17 protein-coding genes are annotated in these 18,730 nt (G+C 65.6%); 9 read left to right on the forward strand and 8 right to left on the reverse strand.

Features of this window, described 5'->3' with window-relative positions:
- Positions 1-7: 7 nt before the first annotated feature.
- Both pncB and ABIC32_RS00235 read left to right on the forward strand, forming a co-directional pair.
- A complete protein-coding gene (gene pncB / locus ABIC32_RS00230) occupies positions 8-1,303 on the forward strand; it encodes a nicotinate phosphoribosyltransferase (RefSeq protein ID WP_354071530.1) in 1,296 nt (431 codons plus the stop codon).
- 36 nt (positions 1,304-1,339) lie between these two features.
- A complete protein-coding gene (locus ABIC32_RS00235; protein WP_295234642.1) occupies positions 1,340-2,080 on the forward strand; it encodes a polysaccharide deacetylase family protein in 741 nt (246 codons plus the stop codon).
- Positions 2,081-2,084: 4 nt separating this feature from the next.
- On the opposite strand, the gene ABIC32_RS00240 is transcribed toward ABIC32_RS00235, so the two are convergent.
- A complete protein-coding gene (locus ABIC32_RS00240; protein ID WP_354071532.1) occupies positions 2,085-2,981 on the reverse strand; it encodes a hypothetical protein in 897 nt (298 codons plus the stop codon).
- Between the two features lie 105 nt (positions 2,982-3,086).
- Here ABIC32_RS00240 and ABIC32_RS00245 point away from each other — a divergent pair, with 105 nt between their 5' ends.
- Together ABIC32_RS00245 and ABIC32_RS00250 are read left to right on the forward strand one after the other, a co-directional pair.
- Positions 3,087-3,545: a RidA family protein gene (locus ABIC32_RS00245; protein ID WP_017504644.1), complete on the forward strand. Its 459-nt coding sequence runs from the start codon at positions 3,087-3,089 to the stop codon at positions 3,543-3,545.
- Positions 3,542-4,687 carry a GNAT family N-acetyltransferase gene (locus tag ABIC32_RS00250; RefSeq protein WP_354072911.1) on the forward strand — a complete coding sequence of 382 codons (1,146 nt, stop codon included), beginning with the start codon at positions 3,542-3,544 and terminating at the stop codon, positions 4,685-4,687. The genes ABIC32_RS00245 and ABIC32_RS00250 overlap by 4 nt, the downstream gene beginning before the upstream one ends.
- A 52-nt stretch (positions 4,688-4,739) precedes the next feature.
- Here ABIC32_RS00250 and clpA read toward each other — a convergent pair whose 3' ends face one another.
- Both clpA and clpS read right to left on the reverse strand, forming a co-directional pair.
- Entirely contained in the window at positions 4,740-7,040 is a 2,301-nt protein-coding gene (clpA, locus tag ABIC32_RS00255) for an ATP-dependent Clp protease ATP-binding subunit ClpA (RefSeq protein ID WP_066623019.1), read from the reverse strand.
- 13 nt (positions 7,041-7,053) lie between these two features.
- Positions 7,054-7,383: an ATP-dependent Clp protease adapter ClpS gene (clpS, locus tag ABIC32_RS00260; protein ID WP_017504641.1), complete on the reverse strand. Its 330-nt coding sequence runs from the start codon at positions 7,381-7,383 to the stop codon at positions 7,054-7,056.
- 171 nt (positions 7,384-7,554) lie between these two features.
- Here clpS and ABIC32_RS00265 point away from each other — a divergent pair, with 171 nt between their 5' ends.
- Positions 7,555-8,028: a nuclear transport factor 2 family protein gene (locus tag ABIC32_RS00265; protein WP_165116080.1), complete on the forward strand. Its 474-nt coding sequence runs from the start codon at positions 7,555-7,557 to the stop codon at positions 8,026-8,028.
- 61 nt (positions 8,029-8,089) lie between these two features.
- On the opposite strand, the gene ABIC32_RS00270 is transcribed toward ABIC32_RS00265, so the two are convergent.
- Positions 8,090-8,581 carry a phasin family protein gene (locus ABIC32_RS00270; protein ID WP_082465129.1) on the reverse strand — a complete coding sequence of 164 codons (492 nt, stop codon included), beginning with the start codon at positions 8,579-8,581 and terminating at the stop codon, positions 8,090-8,092.
- Positions 8,582-8,856: 275 nt separating this feature from the next.
- Between ABIC32_RS00270 and ABIC32_RS00275 the strand changes: the two genes are divergently transcribed.
- From ABIC32_RS00275 to ABIC32_RS00285, 3 genes are all read left to right on the forward strand, one after another.
- The gene (locus ABIC32_RS00275; RefSeq protein ID WP_354071535.1) at positions 8,857-10,347 is read left to right on the forward strand and encodes a serine hydrolase; all 1,491 of its coding nucleotides are present in this window, start codon (positions 8,857-8,859) and stop codon (positions 10,345-10,347) included.
- 62 nt (positions 10,348-10,409) lie between these two features.
- Complete coding sequence (locus ABIC32_RS00280) at positions 10,410-11,495, forward strand: PA0069 family radical SAM protein (RefSeq protein ID WP_295245904.1); 1,086 nt, start codon at positions 10,410-10,412, stop codon at positions 11,493-11,495.
- Positions 11,496-11,538: 43 nt separating this feature from the next.
- On the forward strand, positions 11,539-12,381 hold the full coding sequence (locus tag ABIC32_RS00285; RefSeq protein ID WP_354071537.1) for an alpha/beta hydrolase family protein: 843 nt from the start codon (positions 11,539-11,541) through the stop codon (positions 12,379-12,381).
- On the opposite strand, the gene ABIC32_RS00290 is transcribed toward ABIC32_RS00285, so the two are convergent.
- Positions 12,378-12,779 carry a hypothetical protein gene (locus ABIC32_RS00290; RefSeq protein WP_354071539.1) on the reverse strand — a complete coding sequence of 134 codons (402 nt, stop codon included), beginning with the start codon at positions 12,777-12,779 and terminating at the stop codon, positions 12,378-12,380. The genes ABIC32_RS00285 and ABIC32_RS00290 overlap by 4 nt on opposite strands.
- Entirely contained in the window at positions 12,776-14,020 is a 1,245-nt protein-coding gene (locus tag ABIC32_RS00295) for a class I SAM-dependent RNA methyltransferase (protein WP_307511819.1), read from the reverse strand. Before ABIC32_RS00295 ends, ABIC32_RS00290 begins: the two co-directional genes overlap by 4 nt.
- Positions 14,021-14,216: 196 nt before the next feature.
- Between ABIC32_RS00295 and ABIC32_RS00300 the strand changes: the two genes are divergently transcribed.
- A complete protein-coding gene (locus tag ABIC32_RS00300; protein ID WP_354071542.1) occupies positions 14,217-14,879 on the forward strand; it encodes a YMGG-like glycine zipper-containing protein in 663 nt (220 codons plus the stop codon).
- A 162-nt stretch (positions 14,880-15,041) separates the two neighbouring features.
- Here ABIC32_RS00300 and ABIC32_RS00305 read toward each other — a convergent pair whose 3' ends face one another.
- Entirely contained in the window at positions 15,042-15,752 is a 711-nt protein-coding gene (locus tag ABIC32_RS00305; protein ID WP_354071544.1) for a TlyA family RNA methyltransferase, read from the reverse strand.
- A 160-nt stretch (positions 15,753-15,912) separates the two neighbouring features.
- Positions 15,913-18,642 (reverse strand): valine--tRNA ligase, encoded by a 2,730-nt coding sequence (locus ABIC32_RS00310; protein WP_354071546.1) that lies wholly within the window; start codon positions 18,640-18,642, stop codon positions 15,913-15,915.
- Positions 18,643-18,730 lie beyond the last annotated feature (88 nt).

Here is an 18,730-nt window from a genome sequence, read left to right on the forward strand (position 1 = left end):
ACAGGGCATGGATCTCGCCAAACGCGCTTATGACCATGGCTTTCGCCTGGACCCGATCGTCCGCAGCCTGCTGGACACGGACTTCTACAAACTGCTGATGCTGCAGATGATCTGGCGCGAGCATCGCGACGTTCCGGTCGTCTTCCAGGTCATCAACCGCACCAAGACCGTGCGTCTGGCCGACGAGATCGATATCGACGCCCTGCGCGAGCAACTGGATCACGCCCGCACCTTGCGCTTCACCAACAAGGAATTGGTCTGGCTGGCGGGCAACAGCTTTTATGGCGTGAAGCAGATTTTCTCGCCCGATTTCATCGCCTGGCTGACCGATTATCGTCTGCCCGACTACGACCTGTCGGTTCAAAACGGGCAGTATGTCCTGACCTTCTCGGGCGCCTGGGCCGAGGTGACGCTGTGGGAAATCCCGGCGCTGGCGATCCTGAACGAGCTGCGCTGCCGGGTCGGGATGCGGCGGCTGGGCCGGTTCGAGCTGGACATCCTGTATTCGCGCGCCAAGACGCGGCTGTGGTCCAAGGTCGAGCGGCTGCGGCTCTTGCCCGACCTCGCCCTGTCGGATTTCGGCACGCGGCGGCGGCACGGCTTCCTGTGGCAACGCTGGTGCATTCAGGCGCTTAAGGAGGGGCTGGGCAAATCCTTCATCGGCACGTCCAACGTCCTGCACGCCATGGAGAACGATCTGGAAGCCATCGGCACCAACGGCCACGAACTGCCGATGGTGATGGCGGCCTTGGCGCCTGACGACGCGGCGTTGGCCCAGGTGCCGTATGCGGTGCTGGACGAATGGCGCAGGCACTATGCGGGCAATCTGCTGATCGTCCTGCCCGACGCTTTCGGCACCGAGGCGTTTCTGGAGCAGGCGCCCGATTGGGTGGCGGACTGGACCGGGTTCCGTCCCGACTCGGCCCCACCGATCCCGGCCGGCGACCGCCTGATCGACTGGTGGCGCGCGCATGGGCGCGACCCGAAAGAGAAGCTGCTGATCTTTTCCGACGGCATGGACATCGACGGCATCGAGGCCACCCACGCCCATTTCCACGGTCGCGCGCGTCTCAGCTTCGGCTGGGGCACCAACCTGACCAACGACTTCCGCGACTGTTCGCCCGCGTTTGCGCCCGAACTGGAGCCGATCTCCCTTGTCTGCAAGGTGGTCGAGGCCGGCGGTCGCCCCGCCGTCAAACTGTCGGACAATCCGGCGAAAGCGGTCGGCGATCCCGGCGAGATCGAACGCTATCGCCGTGTCTTCGGCGTGCGCGGTCTGACCACCCAACCCGTCATGGTCTGAAACCCGGCCTTAAGCCCGTCGTGCGACAAGGCACGCATGAGCGCCTTTTTCGACAAGATGCGTCGCCGCGCCGGCCGCTATCTCGATGTCCGTCCTGCCGACGTGCGACCTGCGCGGGGCGTCCTCAGCCTGTCGTTCGACGACATCCCGGCATCGGCTTGGACCGAGGCCGGACCGATCCTGGCTCAGCACGGGGTCAAGGCGACCTACTATGTCTGCGGCGGCCTGTCGGGCGGTCGCAATCTGGACCTGCCCCAGTTTGAGGTGGAGCACCTTCAAGCCCTCCATGAGGCCGGGCACGAAGTCGGATGCCACACCTATGAGCATGTCTCGACCCTGAACCTGTCGCCGGCCGAACTGGACGCCAGCCTTGCTCGCAACGCCGCCTGGGTGGCCGAACGGCTGGACGGGTACGAAATGCAGACCTTCGCCTATCCCTTCGGCGATTGCGCCTTGGGATCGAAAGCCGTGATCGACAGACGCTTCCTGTGCGGGCGCGGCGTCCGCGACGGGATCAACGCCGGACGTTCGGATCGCAACCTGCTGCAGGCCATCGGCCTGGAGAGCCGTCGCCTGCCCGGCTACGACCTGGAGGCGCTGGTTTCGGAGACGGCTTCGTCCAAAGGCTGGCTGATCGGCTACGGCCACGACGTCAGCGACGCGCCGACGCCGTATGGTTGCCGCCCGGAGGACATCGATCGGTTGATCAGACTGGCCAGGGCGGCCGACCTGGACATTCAGCCGGTCGCGGCGGCGTGGCGGATGGCGACAGCCTGAGGGATCAGGCGGCCTTGCGCCGGTCCGCCCAGGCGATCAGCTCCTTGCGGGGCCAGATCATCAGCCATGATCGGGCGGTGTATTCGCCGCTGTCGATCAGCGCCTTCCTCGACGCCGAGGCCGTCCCGGCCCGCTCGGTGTGGATCTCGCCCGGCCCTTGATGGACCATGAAGGCGCCACCCTTCAGCGGGTTGAGCCGCAGGTGCGCAAGTCGCGGGCTGATCTCGGTCAGGGGCGGGTCGTAGAACCAGCTGGAGCCGATCATGCCGGCCAGTCCCGGCCGTGCGCGGCACAGCTCCGCCGCCGTCGCCCAGGCCTCGTTCCAGCCGTCCTCGTTGAAGCCGCGCAACCAGCGGCTCTCTGTGTGAACCTCCAGCCAAGGCTCGCGCTTGGCGCCCGCCGCCAGATAGCGGAACAACGGTTTGACGCCCCAGCCGTCGCGGACGTGTTTGACGATCTGGCCCGGCCCGACCGGCGACGACAGGTCGATCACCTGACTTTTCGCGCCCGGCACGCTGAGCGCCAGGGTGAAACGCACGTCCTTGGACCAGTGGTCGAAAACATAGTCGCCCTCGGCCTTGTCCAGAAACCCCGCCAACTGTTCGATCCAGTAGGGATAGAGGGCCATGACCTCGGCCGGCAGATTCATCGCCGCTGCTCGGTCGGGCAGTTGCAGCGCCCAGGCGGCGACCAGGCCGCGACGCACATCGTCGGAGGCATCAGAGCCCAACAGCGCATCCACCGCCTTGGCCGGCATTTCGAAGTCCCAATGCGGCGCCGCCTCGGCGGCCTTTTGCGCGGCCGGGATCACGGCGGCGTCCACACGCGAGCGGTTTTCAGGAGACAACCGGGCCAGCACGGCATGGAAGGCGGCGACGTCGGGGGTCAGGTGCATATCCATGACCGCACTATGACACGGCGCGGTTGGCGAACCTTTAAAGCGCGCCGAACGGGTGACGCCGCCCTTGCCCCGCGCTAAACCGCGCCCAGATAAACAGGAGCCCCCATGAGCATCGAAGCCCGCATCGCCGAACTCGGCCTCACCCTGCCGGAACCCGCCAAGCCGGTGGCCAGCTATGTCTCCTATGTCCGCTCGGGCAATCAGGTCACCATCTCGGGCCAGCTGTCGAACGACGCAAACGGCGGGATCAAGGGCACGGTCGGCGTGGACGTGACGCCGGAGCAGGCGCTAGAAGCCGCTCGTCTGTGTGGTCTGAACCTGATCGCCCAGATCAAGGCAGCCTGCGATGGCGATCTGGACCGGGTGGTCCGCATCGTGAAACTGGGCGGCTTCGTTCAGGCCGGCCCCGACTTCACCGCCATTCCCGCCGTCATCAACGGCTGCTCGGACATGATGGTCGAGGTCTTCGGCGATGCAGGCAAGCACGCCCGCTCGGCCGTCGGCGTGTACAAACTGCCGCTCGGCTTCGCCGTCGAGATCGATGCGATCGTGGAGATCCGCTGATCTTTCAGATCTCGGTTCACGAAGGGATCGCCGACATCGGCCGAGAGGCCTGGGACGCGTGCGCGCTGCCCACCGGCGAACCCTTTGTCTCCTATGATTTCCTGCACGCGTGCGAGGCCTCGGGCAGCGCCGCGCCGCGCCAGGGCTGGGCCCCACGCCACCTGGCCCTGAGGGGTGAAGACAACGCGGTATTGGGCGTCATGCCCCTCTATCTGAAGGGCAACAGCCAAGGCGAATATGTCTTCGACCACAGCTGGGCCGACGCTTACGAACGGGCCGGCGGCCGGTATTATCCCAAGCTGCTGGGCGCCGTGCCCTTTACGCCCGCGACCGGCCCGCGCTTCCTGAACCATCCCGAGACCGACGCCGCGACGGTGCGTCAGGCCCTGATCCAGGGGGCGGTGACCTTGGTCGAACGGCTGGGCGTCTCCTCTCTGCACGTCAACTTCCCGACCGAGCCGGAATGGTCGGCCATGATCGAGGCGGACCTGCTGCCGCGCCAGGACATCCAGTTCATCTGGCGCAATAACGGCTACCGGACCTTCGACGATTTCCTGGCCGCCCTGTCGGCCAACCGCCGCAAGACCATCAAGCGCGAGCGCCGCGACGCTCAGGCCGATCTGGATATCCGCGTCCTAACCGGCGCCGACATCACCGAGGACCACTGGGACGCCTTCTTCGCCTTCTACATGGACACAGGCTCGCGCAAGTGGGGTCGGCCCTATCTGACGCGCGACTTCTTCAGCCGCGTCGGGGCCACCTTGGCCGACCGGATCGCCCTGGTCATGGCGTTTCGGGATGAGACGCCCATCGCCGGCGCCCTGAACTTCATCGGCCGCGACGCCCTTTACGGTCGTCAGTGGGGCACGCTGGAAGACGTGCCGTTCCTGCATTTCGAGCTTTGCTATTATCAGGCCATCGAGTTCGCCATTTCGCGTGGCCTGTCCCGCGTCGAAGCCGGGGCCCAAGGCGACCATAAGATCGCGCGCGGCTACCTGCCCTCCCCCGTCTATTCCGCCCATTTCATCGCCGACCCCGCCCTGCGCGATCCCGTCGCCCGCTATCTGGACGGCGAACGCCCGGCTGTCGCAGCGCAGATGCGGGCGATGACCGAAGAACTGTCGCCCTACAAGCAGGCATAGAAAAAGGCCCGGCTGCTGCCAGCCGGGCCTTTCGCCATCACCATTTTAAGGATCAGGCCGTCTCTTCTTCCTCGGCCTTCGCGGGCGCGCTGGCGCTCGTGATGTCGAAGTCGATCTTGCCGTCCTTCAGCTGGACCCTGACGTGTCCACCGCGCGTCAGGCGTCCGAACAGGATGTCGTCGGCCAGCGGCTTCTTGATCGAGTCCTGGATGACCCGCGCCAGCGGACGCGCGCCATACAGTTCGTCGAAGCCGTTCTTGGCCAGCCAGTCGGCGGCTTCGTCGGTCAGTTCGATGGTGATGTTGCGGTCCGCCAGCTGGGCTTCCAGCTGAAGGACGAACTTGGTCACCACCGAGCGGATCGTGTCGGCCTGCAACGGTTTGAAGGCCACGATGGCGTCCAGGCGATTGCGGAACTCCGGCGCGAACAGGCGCTGGATGGCCTTGTCATCCTCGCCCTCGACCTTGCCCCGGCCGAATCCGATGGAGGCGCGGGCGTTGTCGGCGGCCCCGGCGTTGGTCGTCATGATCAGGATGACGTTCCTGAAATCGACCTTCTTGCCGACCGCATCGGTCAGCATGCCGTTGTCCATCACCTGAAGCAGGATGTTGTAGACATCCGGGTGCGCCTTCTCGATCTCGTCCAGCAGCACGACAGCGTGCGGATGCTGATCGACGGCGTCGGTCAGAAGCCCGCCCTGGTCATGGCCGACATAGCCGGGAGGCGCGCCGATCAGACGGCTGACCGTATGGCGCTCCATATATTCCGACATGTCGAAGCGTTGCATCTCGATGCCCAGGGTCGCGGCGAGTTGCTTGGCGACCTCGGTCTTGCCGACGCCGGTCGGGCCGCTGAACAGGAAGCTGCCGATCGGCTTGTTCGGATCACGAAGACCCGCCCGCGCCAACTTCATGGCCGCCGACACCTGTTCGATGGCCTGTTCCTGGCCGAAGACGGCGCGCTTCAGGTCGGTTTCCAGTTCGCGCAGGCTTTCGGTGTCGGACTTGGACACCGACTTGGCCGGGATGCGGGCCATCTTGGCGATGACGGCCTCGACCTCCTTCTGGCCGATGACCTTCTTCCTCTTGGATTCGGTTAGCAGCATCTGCGACGCCCCGGCCTCGTCGATCACGTCGATCGCCTTGTCCGGCAGTTTGCGGTCGGTCATGTAGCGCGCTGACAGCTCCACCGCCGTGCGTACGGCGCTGTCGGTGTAGCGGACCTTGTGGTGCTGCTCGTAGTAGGTCTTCAGACCCTTCAGGATTTTCACCGTATCCTCGACCGTCGGCTCGTTGACGTCGATCTTCTGGAAGCGACGCACCAGGGCGCGGTCCTTCTCGAAGTGCTGGCGATATTCCTTGTAGGTCGTCGATCCCATGCAGCGCAGGGTGCCGGACGCCAGGGCCGGTTTCAGCAGGTTCGACGCATCCATCGCCCCGCCCGAGGTGGCGCCCGCGCCGATCACCGTGTGGATCTCGTCGATGAAGAGCACGGCGTTGTCGTGGTTCTCCAGTTCCTTGACCACCTGTTTCAGGCGTTCCTCGAAGTCGCCGCGATAGCGGGTGCCGGCCAGCAACGCGCCCATATCGAGCGAATAGATGGTAGCGTCCTTCAGGACGTCGGGCACTTCGCCGTTGACGATCTTGCGGGCCAGACCTTCGGCGATGGCGGTCTTGCCGACGCCGGGGTCGCCCACCAGAAGCGGGTTGTTCTTGGTCCGACGGCACAGGATCTGGATCGAGCGATCCACCTCGGCCTGACGACCGATCAGGGGATCGACCTTGCCCTGGCGCGACTTCTCGTTGAGGTCGACGCAATAGGCTTCCAGCGCCTCGCCGCCCTGTTTGACGGCGGAAGCATCCTCGGCCTCTTCGGGCGAAGCGCCCTTGGCCGGACGCGCCTCGTTGGCGCCCGCCTTCTTGGCGATGCCGTGAGCGATAAAGTTGACCGCGTCATAGCGCGTCATGTCCTGCTCTTGCAGGAAGTAGGCGGCGTGGCTCTCGCGCTCGGAGAAGATGGCGACCAGCACGTTGGCGCCGGACACTTCCTCGCGGCCGGACGACTGGACGTGGATCACCGCGCGCTGGATCACGCGCTGGAAGCCGGCGGTCGGCTTGGCGTCCTCGCCGTCGCTGGTGGCCAGGGCGGCCAAGTCGTTGTCGACATAGAGGGTCAGCGCCGCTTTCAACGCCGACAGATCGACGTTGCAGGCCTGCATGACGCCGGTCGCATCGGGATCGTCGATCAGCGCGAGCAGCAGGTGCTCGAGCGTCGCATACTCGTGCCTGCGCGCATTGGCGTATCCCACCGCGCGGTGCAGGGTTTCTTCGAGAGGACGGGAAAATGAAGGCATAGGGAGGCTCCTCTCAGTCCTTTTCCATCGTGCATTGCAAAGGGTGCTGGTGGCGGCGCGCCGTCTCGATGACCTGCGCGACCTTGGTCTCGGCGACTTCGTAGGTGAAGACGCCGCAGACGCCGACGCCATGCTGATGCACATGCAGCATGATGCGGGTGGCCTCTTCCCGGCTCTTCTGGAAGAACCGCTCCAGCACATAGACGACGAATTCCATCGGCGAATAATCGTCGTTCAGAATCAGCACTCGATAGAGCGAGGGCTTTTGCAGCTTCGGCTTTGTTTCGGTGACGACAGCGGTTCCTTGACCGCCGCCGGTCTCACCGGGCCTTTGTATGGGCATTCGTGTTCCGTAATCGGGGAGTCGTCTTGGCTCTCAGATAGGGAATGATGGCCTGAATTGAAGCGGCGTCCAGTCACGGCTTTCGTGAAGGGCGTCTGACAAAGATTTCACGTGATCACAGAAGTTCAACGGCTCAGGTTGAGCGCCTCAGTTGAACAGCTCCCGATCGCCATGCCCGCCGCCCTCGTCGCCGCCCTTTCGCTCGCCGCCTTCGCCCAGCCCACGCCGCTGGAAACCGCCGTCATGGCGGCCGACGCCACACTTTTCGCTGTCTTCTTCGAAGGCTGCGATCCCGCCGGACTTCGGGCCATGCTGACCGATGACTTCGAGTTTTTCGACGATCGCGGCGGACGCGTGGCCACCGACGCCGACAGCTTTGTCGCACAATACGCCGCCCGCTGCCAGGACCGCAGCGCGCCGGACGCTTGGCGAACCCGGCGCGAGGCTCTGCGGGACGGTCTGGCCGTCTATCCCATCAACAACTACGGCGCCGTCGAAACGGGCGAACACGTCTTCTACGAGCGACAGGGCGATGGCCCCGAACGGCGCGTCGGTCGCGCCCGCTTCACGCAGATGTGGAAACAGGAGGGGACCGAGTGGAAGCTGGCGCGTGTCTTCAGCTACGACCATTCCGCCCTGCCCTGACAGCAAAAAGGCCCCGGAGCGAACCCCGGGGCCTTCTCGATTCTTCGGGTGGTTCGCGGGATTAGCGCGCGGCCTGGAAGGTTTCGACCGAGGCGGTGACGCGCTCGTTGATCGGCTTGATGCTGTCCTTGACCGTGGCGGTGACGATCTCGTTCGTCTTGGTCAGCTCGGCGACATAGCGCTCCATCGACTTCTTGGCCCAGGCGGTCTGGAGCTCGAAGAACTCCTGCACCGAACGGGCGGTCGACAGTTCCTTGGACGCGGCGACGCCGTCTTCCCACGAGGACTTGGCGAAGCCCAGCGCCTGTTGCGACAGGGCCTCGGCGCCCTTCTGGGCGACGGTGACCGACTCGACCATGGCTTCCAGCGTCTTCTTGCTGTGCGCGTTCAGCTCGGCCATCGAGGCCGTCGACTTGTCGATGCCTTCACGGAAGGCCTGCGTGCCGGCGGCCTGCATGGTTTCGGCTTGCGCCTTGACCTTGGCGGCGGCCGAAGTCGCAGCGGCGGTGGCTTGGTCGGCGGTTTTCTTCACGGTTTCAGCGGCGTCGGCCATGATCGTCTCTCCGGTAGAAGGCCCTTGGGGACGGACCTGAGGGCGGAAATAATGACGCGAGAGGATCTCGCAGACCCACAATATGCTGCAAGTGCGAAGGTTTTTCAAGCGTTTTGTGCAATGCACAATATGATCGACGATAACCTTGATCGGCCGGTCAAATTTGCGTTGACGAGCGGTTAACCACCACGAAACCCGTGCTTCCTATGCTAGCTGTTTGTTCGTGACGGCCGGGGGGCCTGTCGCACCCTGCTCACAGAGGGGTTGTCCCGCCCATGATCGCTTTTCTCCGCCGTGGCCTGTTCGCCGTCCTCGCGCTTTCGCTGGTTCTGGGCGCGAACGTCAGGCCGATCGAGGCCCAGACCGCCTACTCGGCCCAGGAGAACAGCCGCTACGCCGCCATCGTGATCGACGCCGCCACGGGCGAGGTTCTGTTCGCGCGGAACGCCGACAGCCGCCGCTATCCAGCGTCCCTGACCAAGATGATGACGCTGTATCTGACGTTCGAGGCGCTGTCTCAGGGCAAGGCCAATGTGAACGACGTGCTGACGATCTCGCCGCGCGCCGCGTCCCAGCCGCCCTCGAAGTTGGGCCTGGCCGCCGGTCAGACCATCACCTTGGACAACGCCATGCGCGCCACCGCCGTGCGGTCGGCCAACGACATGGCTCTGGCCATCGGCGAGCACATCGGCGGATCGGAAGCCCGCTTCACCAATATGATGACGCAGAAGGCCGCGCAGCTGGGCATGACCCAGACGCGCTACTACACCGCAAACGGCCTGCCGGACGCACGTCAGGTGACCTCCGCGCGCGACCAGGCCATTCTGGCGCGCGCGATCATGCGTGATTTCCCCCAGTATTACAGCTACTTCGGCCTTCACGATTGGGCCTACAACGGCCGCAACTATCGCAACACCAATGGCCTGCTGCCGACCGGGCGCGGCTATGACGGGATGAAGACCGGCTACACCAACGCCTCTGGCTACAACCTCGCCGCCTCGGCCGTGCGTGACGGACGACGCCTGATCACCGTGGTCCTGGGCGGCCGTTCGACAGCCAGCCGCAACGCCCACGTCGCCGAGCTGATGGACACCGGGTTCGAGGTCGAGCGCCGCCGCGCCCAGGGCGAGAGGATCCAGGTGGCGCAGACCTTCTTCGAGCAGCGCGGGTTCGGCGTCGGATCGGCGATCGCCGACGCCCCGATCGCCTATGCTTCGGTCAATGACGACGAGGACGGCGTCGGCGCGGAATCCACCGCTGTCGCCTATACGGCCGCACGGGCACCCGCCGCCCTGCCGACGCGTGTCGCGCCTGCCCCGTCGGAGCGCGCAGCCAGCCAGCGGGCCGCCGCGACGCTGCCGCCCATTGGTTCGGCGCCGGCCGCCTCCGCCGCTCCGCGTGCGCCCCGCAATGTCACCGCTTCGCTGAACGGCGCGCCGGCCAATGCTGCTGTCGCGCCGTCCACCACGCCCCGTCGCTCGGCGTCGTCCGTAACGCGGGAACCCGCCCGCGCCGCGCCCAGAACGCCAGCCGGTCGCTGGGCGGTGCAGGTCGGCGCCTTCCGCGAAGAGAAGGTGGCGACGGATTGGCTGACCGAGGTCAACCGCCGCTTCCGCGATCAATTCGCCACCGCCGAGCGCAATGTCCAGACCGCCGGCGACTGGTATCGCTCGCGCTTCGTCGGCCTGACCGAAACCGGCGCAAAGTCCGCCTGTGAGGCGCTGGCCGCGCGTCGCGTGACCTGCATGGTCATCGGCCCCGACTGAGCCCGAAGCCGCGAGAACAAATGTTCTTGCTTTGTTCCTATTGATGTCGCATCGTCCTTCCCATGGAAACCGCCAAGGGAAGAGGCGCGCGTTCGAATGCCAGCGGCCGCTACGAGCCTGAGCAGCACCAGTCGTTCGATGACGGCTGGACGCACGACGACGCCGAGGCTGCGCCGCTTCGCACCACCCTCACCCCTGAACACGCCCGCACCATCATCGCCCGGAACGACAGTCCGGACATCGGCTTCGACCGCTCCATCAACCCGTACAAAGGTTGCGAACATGGCTGCATCTACTGTTACGCCCGTCCGTCCCATGCCTGGATGGGCCTATCCCCGGGCCTGGATTTCGAGAGCCGGATCTTCTTCAAGCCCCAGGCCGCAAGTCTGCTGGAACAGGCGTTCCTCGCACCCCGATACCGATGCAAGCGCATCCACATAGGCGGCAACACCGACCCCTATCAGCCGGTCGAACGTGATCTGAAGTCGACGCGCTCCATTCTGGAGGTCATGCAGCGGTTCAATCACCCATTCAGCATCATCACCAAGTCGGTGTTGATCGCGCGCGACGCCGACATTTTGGGCCCAATGGGCAAGGCGGGGCTGGCTTCGGCCTTCGTCTCCATCACCACACTGGATCGTGGGCTGGCGCGGGCGATGGAGCCGCGCGCCTCTACCCCCGCCAAACGGCTGGAGGCGATCAGCCGCCTGGCGGACGCCGGTTGTCCGGTCGGGGTCGGTTTCGCCCCCGTCATTCCCGGTCTGAACGATCACGAACTGGAAGCCATACTGGAAGCCGCCGCCAAGGCCGGGGCCACGCGGGCCATGTATGTCACCCTCCGTCTGCCGCTTGAGATCAAGGATCTGTTTCGGGAATGGCTGGCCGACGCCCGCCCGGATCGCGCCGCGCGCGTCATGTCGCTGATCCGCCAGACGCGCGGCGGCAAGGATTATGACGCCGACTGGTCTCAGCGGATGAAGGGAACCGGCCCCGTCGCCGAACTGATCGGAACGCGTTTCAAGGCCGCCGTCAAACGCTACGGCCTCGACACGCCGCACCGCCTGCTGGACGAATCGCAGTTCCGCGTGCCCGCCGACGCCCGGCCTCAGATGGACCTGTTCGATCCGCCACTCGACAAGATTGCCTGATCAACCGCCTTCGGTTTAGCGTCCCAAATCCTTGGGGGATGTCATGATCAAACGTCTGTCGGCGACCGCTGCCGCCATTGGCCTGTCCACCAGCCTGGCCGGCTGCCTAACCGTCAGTGTGCCTGAAGGGCAGTTCTTCTATCCCGACAGGCGAGTTCAGGCGGAGAAGCTGATTTTGGCTCCCGGCCCTGCCATTCCTGGGGCTGAAACCCTATCGCTGCCTTTTGCGGGAGGCGCTGTCGCTGCAACCCGCGTGCGGGCGGGACGCGCCGACGCGCCGCTGATCCTGTATTGCGGCGGCAATCTATTCCGCCGTGGTGTTTCGGGCGCACAGGTTGCGGCCGAACTCGCCCGGTTCGGCGATGTGCTGATGTTCGACTATCCCGGCTCCGGCGATACGCCCGGGCAGGCCAGCTTCGCGACCTACAGGGATGCAGGCGAAGTCATCGCGGCGACCGCCCGCGCCCAGGCCGACGCCGAAGGCCGCAGGCTGATCGCCTGGGGGCATTCCCTGGGTGGCCCGATCTGCGCCGAGGCCGCGCACATCACCCGCGCCGACGCCCTGGTGCTGGAGGCGACCACGCCCACCGCCCGCGCCGCCGTTAATTCCATGGTGGGTTTGTGGCGGCCGATCGTCCGCGTTCAGCTGGCCGAGCCCCTGACCGCAGTGGATGTGCCCGCGACGCTGGACGGCTATTCAGGCAAGGTCGTCGTGCTGGAAGCCTCTCGCGACACGACCCTGCCGCCCGTACTCAGCCGCAAACTTGCTCATGATCTTCGAGCGAGAGGCGTGAACGTCGAGCGTCTTGTGTTCGCGAGAGCAGACCACGGCGACATCCCCTCGCAGCCGGATTTCGTTATTCGCGTCGGCGCAGCTCTGAATTAGTCGTTTGCCGCCGAAGGATCGATGGCGCGCGTGACCAGATCGCGCCAGGTGGGGTCTGTGTCATCGACCAGATCGACATCCTCCATCAGGGCCACCGCGCCCTCCCCGTCCGGCAAGATCAGACCCAGGATTTCCATCTCCTCGCCATCGGCGCCGAGATGGCTTTCGGCCTGAACGGCCACCGCCGCCTGTTCGCCGTCCTCTTCCCACCAGATGACCGGCTGGGGCAGGTCCATGGCGATGGGACGCGGATCGTCGGTATCGCCCAAGGCGAAGACGGCGCGTCGGGCCTGAACGTCGTCCAGCGTCGCCACGGCGCCCGTGAACGGCTTCAACCGCGTCCAGTCGTCGGCGTCGAAACCGCCGCCGTCTTCTTCGCTCGTGTCGTCAAAGGTCATCGTGTGAAAACCCCCACCAGTTCGACGTGCGAGGACCACAGGAACTGATCCACCGGCGTCACCGTCTCCAGGCGGAAACCGGCATCGATCAACACCCGCGCATCACGCGCAAAGGTCTGAGGATTGCACGACACGCCCACGACGACGCCGGCCTTGGTGTCCGCGATCTGAGCCGTCTGGTCGATCGCGCCGGCCCGCGGCGGGTCGAACACGATGGCGTCGCATCCCTTCAGGTCATAGGGATTCATAGGCCGACGAAATAGATCGCGCGCCTCGGCCGTGATGGCCTTCATCCCTCTGGCCGAACCGACGGCGGCCTTCAGCGCATCAATCCCTGGCTTGGATGCGTCCGCTGCGATCACCGGCGCGACCGTGGCCAAGGGGAAGGTGAAGGTCCCCGCGCCGCAGAACAGATCGGCGATCTTCCTTGCGCCCTTCACCGCCGCCAGCGCGCGCGCAACCATCGCCGCCTCGGCCTGGGGCACAGCTTGCAGGAATCCGCCTGCCGGCAGGGCCACGGTGGCTGGGCCAAACGCCACCTTGGGCTGGCGCGCCATCACCAAGGCGTCGCCCGCCAGGCTGAGGCGCGCCAGATCGGCCCGGTGCGCGGCCTGAATGGCCTGCATCTGGGCGTCAGCCGACAGGCCGCCGCCCGAGCGCCTTTCGACCCCGGTCACATCGACGTCCAGCCCCGACAGAGTCCAGGTGACGTGCAGGGTCGGCGCGGACTTCGGATGTTCGAAAAAGGCGGCCGCGACCTGCGTCAGCGCCGGAATAGCCGCCACGATCCGGGGATCGGCGACCGGACAAGCCGTCACCTCGACCAACCGCCAGGAGCGGCGCGCCTTGAAGCCCAGCACCACGCGTCCATCCTGGGCGCGACGGGCATGAAGAGCCAGGCGGCGACGGCTGGCCGGCGGGGTCGCCACCGTCGCCTCGATCTCGGTCTCGATCCGCTCGCGCGCCAGGGCCAGGCGCACCTGTTCTCGCTTCCAATCCAGATACGGCTTTTCCGACCAATGCTGAAGCGAGCAGCCGCCACAGTCGCCATACTGGGGCGAGACCGGTGTGATCCGGTCGGGGCTGGGCGTGACGATCTCGACCTCTTCCAGCCGCCCGTCCACGACGACGCCGCGCACCGTTTCCCCAGGCAAAGTCAGGCCGGCGAACACCGGACCGGACCGCGTCTGGGCGACGCCGTCGCCTTGGCCGCCGACGCGGTCGATGGTGAGGATATCCATCGGCGGGCTTCTAGCCGCAGGTCCTCCTTCGCTCAAGCCACAGGGCCATCGCGGCAGGTTCGCTGAACATGAACGAAGATGAACGAACCGATCAATTGCCGTTCAGCTTCGCCGTCGTAAATCCTAGTGCAACGAGACACGAGGCTTTGCCGTTAACGTTTGACGGAAAACCGTTCGGTCCTCAGAGGGTTGGAAAATGCGTCTCACGAAAACATCGATCGCCGCCGTCGCCGCCCTGGCGTTCGGCGTCACGGCCGCCCCGCTTACAGCGTCGGCCCAAAACTATTATGGCAGCGGCTACAGCCAGAACTACGGCACGGGCGCCTATAGCCGCTCGTATGATTATAACAGCGGCCGCTATTACGATCCCTGCGCGCGTGAACGCCAAGGCCGCACCGGCGCCGGCGCGGTGATCGGCGGCGGCGCGGGCGCCGTCATCGGCTCGCAACTGGCCGCACGCGGTCGACGCACGGAAGGCAGCATCCTGGGCGGCGTGCTCGGCGCTGTCGTCGGGTCGCAGGTCGGTCGATCCAGCTCGGACGCCTGCCGCACCTATCAGAGCAGCTATGGCTCGAATGGCTACTACGCCCAAGGCTACAGCCAACCGAGCTACGGCTATTACGATGATCGCTACACCGGCGACCAAGGCTATCGCTACGACGACTACGATCGTCGCAACGACTACGCCTACAGCCGTGGCGGCTCCTACGACGACCGCTCGCGTCCGGTCGATTCCTATCAGAATTCAGACGGATGCCGTCTGGCTGAAAGCCAGATCCGTCTGCCCGATGGTCGCACGGACACCCGCTACGTCCGCACCTGCCCCGACCAGTACGGCCGCTATCGCGTTGTCGATTAATTTTCAGCCCCCCTGTCGATCGACGACGTGACGGAGCCGCCGGAGGAGAAATCCTCCGGCGGTTTCTCTTTGTTTGTGGGGGCTATCGGCCGTTGGCCTATTTGAGCCCGTTTGGGGGCTATCGGCCGTTGAGCTGTTTGAGCCCGTTTTGGGGGTACGGCCCTAGCTCGGCTTCTTCGCCCAAAGCAGGAACTCGACATTGCCGTCGCCGCCGGTGATCGGGCTTTCGGTTGTCGCCTGAACCGCCCAACCCAGCGCTTCCAGCCAGTCGCGCACGCGCTCCACGGCGGCCGCATGCGCCGTCGCATCCTTGATCACGCCCTTCTTGCCGCCGCCCGGACCATCGGCCTCGAACTGTGGCTTGACCAAGGTGACCAGATCCGCGCCCGGCGTCGCCAGGTCGAGCGCGACCGGGAGAACCTTGATCAGGCTGATGAAACTGGCGTCGCAGACGACCAGCGACGGCGGCTGCGGGATCAGATCAGGCGTCAGGTCGCGCGCATCGGTGCGCTCCAGATTGACCACGCGGGGATCGGACGACACCCGTGTGTGCATCTGGCCGAAGCCGACGTCGACGGCGAACACCTTGGCCGCGCCGCGGTTCAGCAAAACCTCGGTAAAGCCGCCGGTCGATGCTCCGACATCCAGCGCCACCCTGCCCTCGACGAGGACGGGCCACAGGGTCAGGGCGTGGTCCAGCTTCAGCGCGCCGCGCCCGACCCAAGGGTGGGCGGGTTGGGCGTCGATCTCTGCATCCTCGGCGATCTGTTCGGACGGTTTGACGATCAGACGACCGCCCGCCTTGACGCGCCCCGCCTCGATGGCGGCGCGTGCGCGGGCGCGGGTGTCGAACAGACCTCTGGCGACGAGCATCTGGTCGGCTCGCCCCCTCATTTCGGCTCATCCCCGCGAAAGCGGGGACCCAGTTTTTTCGCAAAGCACGCGCCTTGAATTATGCACGTCGAGACCGATCCTACGCTGGATCGCCCAAAGCGCTGGGTCCCCGCTTTCGCGGGGATGAGCGGAGGGAGGGTCATCCGATCTCACTGAGACGCGCCAGCGCCGCCTGTAGCTTGACCTTGCCTGCCTCGGCCTCGGCCAGCTTGGCGCGCTGTTCGTCGACGACTTCCGGCGCGGCGCGGGACACGAAGTTGGGGTTGCCCAGCTTCTTGTTCACATGGCCGATGTCGCTGTCGAAAGCGGCGATTTCCTTCTCCAGACGGGCCCGTTCGGCGGTCAGATCGATGATGCCCGCCAAGGACAAGGCGATGGTCGAGCCACCAGACACGAAGGTCACGGCCCCCGTCGGCGCCGCGTCAGCCGAACCGACCTCGGACACCCGGCCCAGGGTCAGAATCAGATCGCGATGGCGGGCGATCCGCTCGGCCGTCACGGCGTCGGGTGCGACAAAGGCCAGGGGCGGCTTGGCCGATGGCGGCACGTTCATCTCGGCGCGCAGACCGCGAATCTCGCCGACCAGATCGACCAGCCAGCCGATCTCGGCTTCGGCCGAGGCGTCGATGAAGGCGTCCGGCAGAACCGGCCACTCGGCCCCAATCAGCAAGCCGTCGCGAGCCGGGCCCTCCTTGCCCAGTTCGGCCCACAGTTCCTCGGTGATGAAGGGCATGACCGGATGCAGAAGCTTCAGCGTCTGGTCCAGCGTCCAGGCGGTCATCGCCCGCGTCTCGGCTTTTGCGGCTTCATCGGCGCCTTGGAACACCGGTTTGGCCAGTTCCAAATACCAGTCGCAGAAGACGTTCCAGACGAAGCGATAGAGCGCACCCGCCGCATCGTCGAAACGGCCGCCTTCGATGGCTTGCGACACCGCGCGTTCGGCCTTGGTCAGCTCGCCTCGGATCCAGCGGTTGATCGTTTGATCGACGCTCGCGGGATCGAAGCCGTCGACCCGGCGCGCCTCGTTCATCTGGCTGAAGCGCGCGGCGTTCCACAGCTTGGTGCCGAAGTTGCGGTATCCCTCGATCCGCTGTTTCGACAGTTTAATGTCCCGCGTGCCGGACAGGATGGCCATGGTGAAGCGCAGCGGATCGGCGCCCAGCTCGTCGATGATGCCCAGAGGGTCGATGACGTTCCCCTTGGACTTGCTCATCTTCTGACCCTTCTCGTCGCGGACGAGGCCATTGATGATGACGCGCTTGAACGGCGCCTCGCCCATGAAGTGCTGGCCCATCATCATCATCCGGGCGACCCAGAAGAAGATGATGTCCGCCGCGGTGACCAGGTCGCTGGTTGGATAGAACCGCTCCAGATCCTCGGTCTTCTCGGGCCAGCCCATGGTCGAGAAGGGCCACAGGGCCGAGGAGAACCAGGTGTCGAGAACGTCCTCGTCCTGGGTCAGGGCCACCTCGGAATCATAGTCCGCCATCGCCTGTTCGCGGGCGTCCTCTTCCGTTTCAGCGACATAGATTTCGCCGTTCGGGCCATACCAGGCCGGGATACGGTGCCCCCACCAGAGCTGGCGCGAAATGCACCACGGCTCGATATTGCGCAGCCATTCGAAATAGATCTTCTCGTACGACTTGGGCTCGAAAACCGTATCGCCCTGCTCCACCGCCTGCAGCGCGGGTTGGGCCAGGACCTTGGCGTCGACGTACCACTGGTCCGTCAGCCACGGCTCGATGACCACGCCGGAGCGGTCGCCGTGCGGCACGACGTGTTTGGTCTTTTCGATCTCGCGCAGCCAGCCCTCTTCCTCGGCGCGGGCGACGATGGCCTTGCGCGCGGCGAAGCGGTCTTGCCCGAGGTAGTCCGCGGGCACGTCGGGCGTATCGACGTCGGTGATGCGTCCGAAAGCGTCGAGGATATTCAGCGACGGCAGGCCCGCCCGCTTGCCCACGCCGAAGTCGTTGAAATCATGCGCCGGCGTGATCTTCACCGCGCCCGAACCCTTCGTCGGATCGGCATAGTCGTCGGCGACGATGGGGATGCGACGGCCGGTGATCGGCAGGGTCACGAACTTGCCGACCAGGCCGGCATACCGCCCGTCATCCGGATGCACCGCCACGCCGGTGTCGCCCAGCATGGTCTCGGGCCGGGTCGTGGCGACGACGATGAAGTCGCGCATCTCGAACTCGGTCGCCTTGCCCTCCTCGTCGAAGGCGATCGGATGCTCATAGGTGACGCCGTCGGCCAGCGGATAGGCGAAGTGCCAGTAGGCGCCGTCGACTTCGCGCTGCTCGACCTCCAGGTCCGAGATGGCGGTCTGGAAATGCGGGTCCCAGTTCACCAGCCGCTTGTCGCGGTAGATCAGGCCTTCCGTATGCAGTTGCACGAAGACCTTACGAACGGCGGCGTTGAGCCCCTCGTCCAGGGTGAACCGCTCGCGTGACCAGTCGCACGAGGCGCCGAGACGGCGCAGCTGACGCACGATGGTTCCGCCGCTTTCGGCCTTCCATTCCCAGATTTTCTCGATGAAGGCGTCGCGGCCCATGTCGCGACGGCCAATATTGCCGGCGGCGGCCAGCTGGCGCTCGACCACCATCTGGGTGGCGATGCCGGCGTGATCCGTGCCGGGCAGCCACAACACAGCCTTCCCCTTCATCCGGTGATAGCGGGCCAGGATGTCCTGCAGCGTATTGTTCAGCGCATGGCCGATGTGCAGGCTGCCGGTCACGTTGGGCGGCGGAATGACGATCGAATAGGCCTCAGCGGCGCCGTCGGTGCGGGGCGCGAACAGGCCGCTCTCTTCCCACTGGGCGTAAAGGCGGGGCTCGGCGGCCTGGGGTTCGAAAGTCTTCTCAAGCATCGTCATTCTTCTTGCTAACGCTCCGCGCGCGGCGCGTCGCTACATGAGCATATCAAAATGCGAAAGGGCGGCCCCTTCAGGAGCCGCC

The organism is Brevundimonas sp. 1080 (assembly GCF_040545985.1).
Lineage (GTDB): Bacteria > Pseudomonadota > Alphaproteobacteria > Caulobacterales > Caulobacteraceae > Brevundimonas.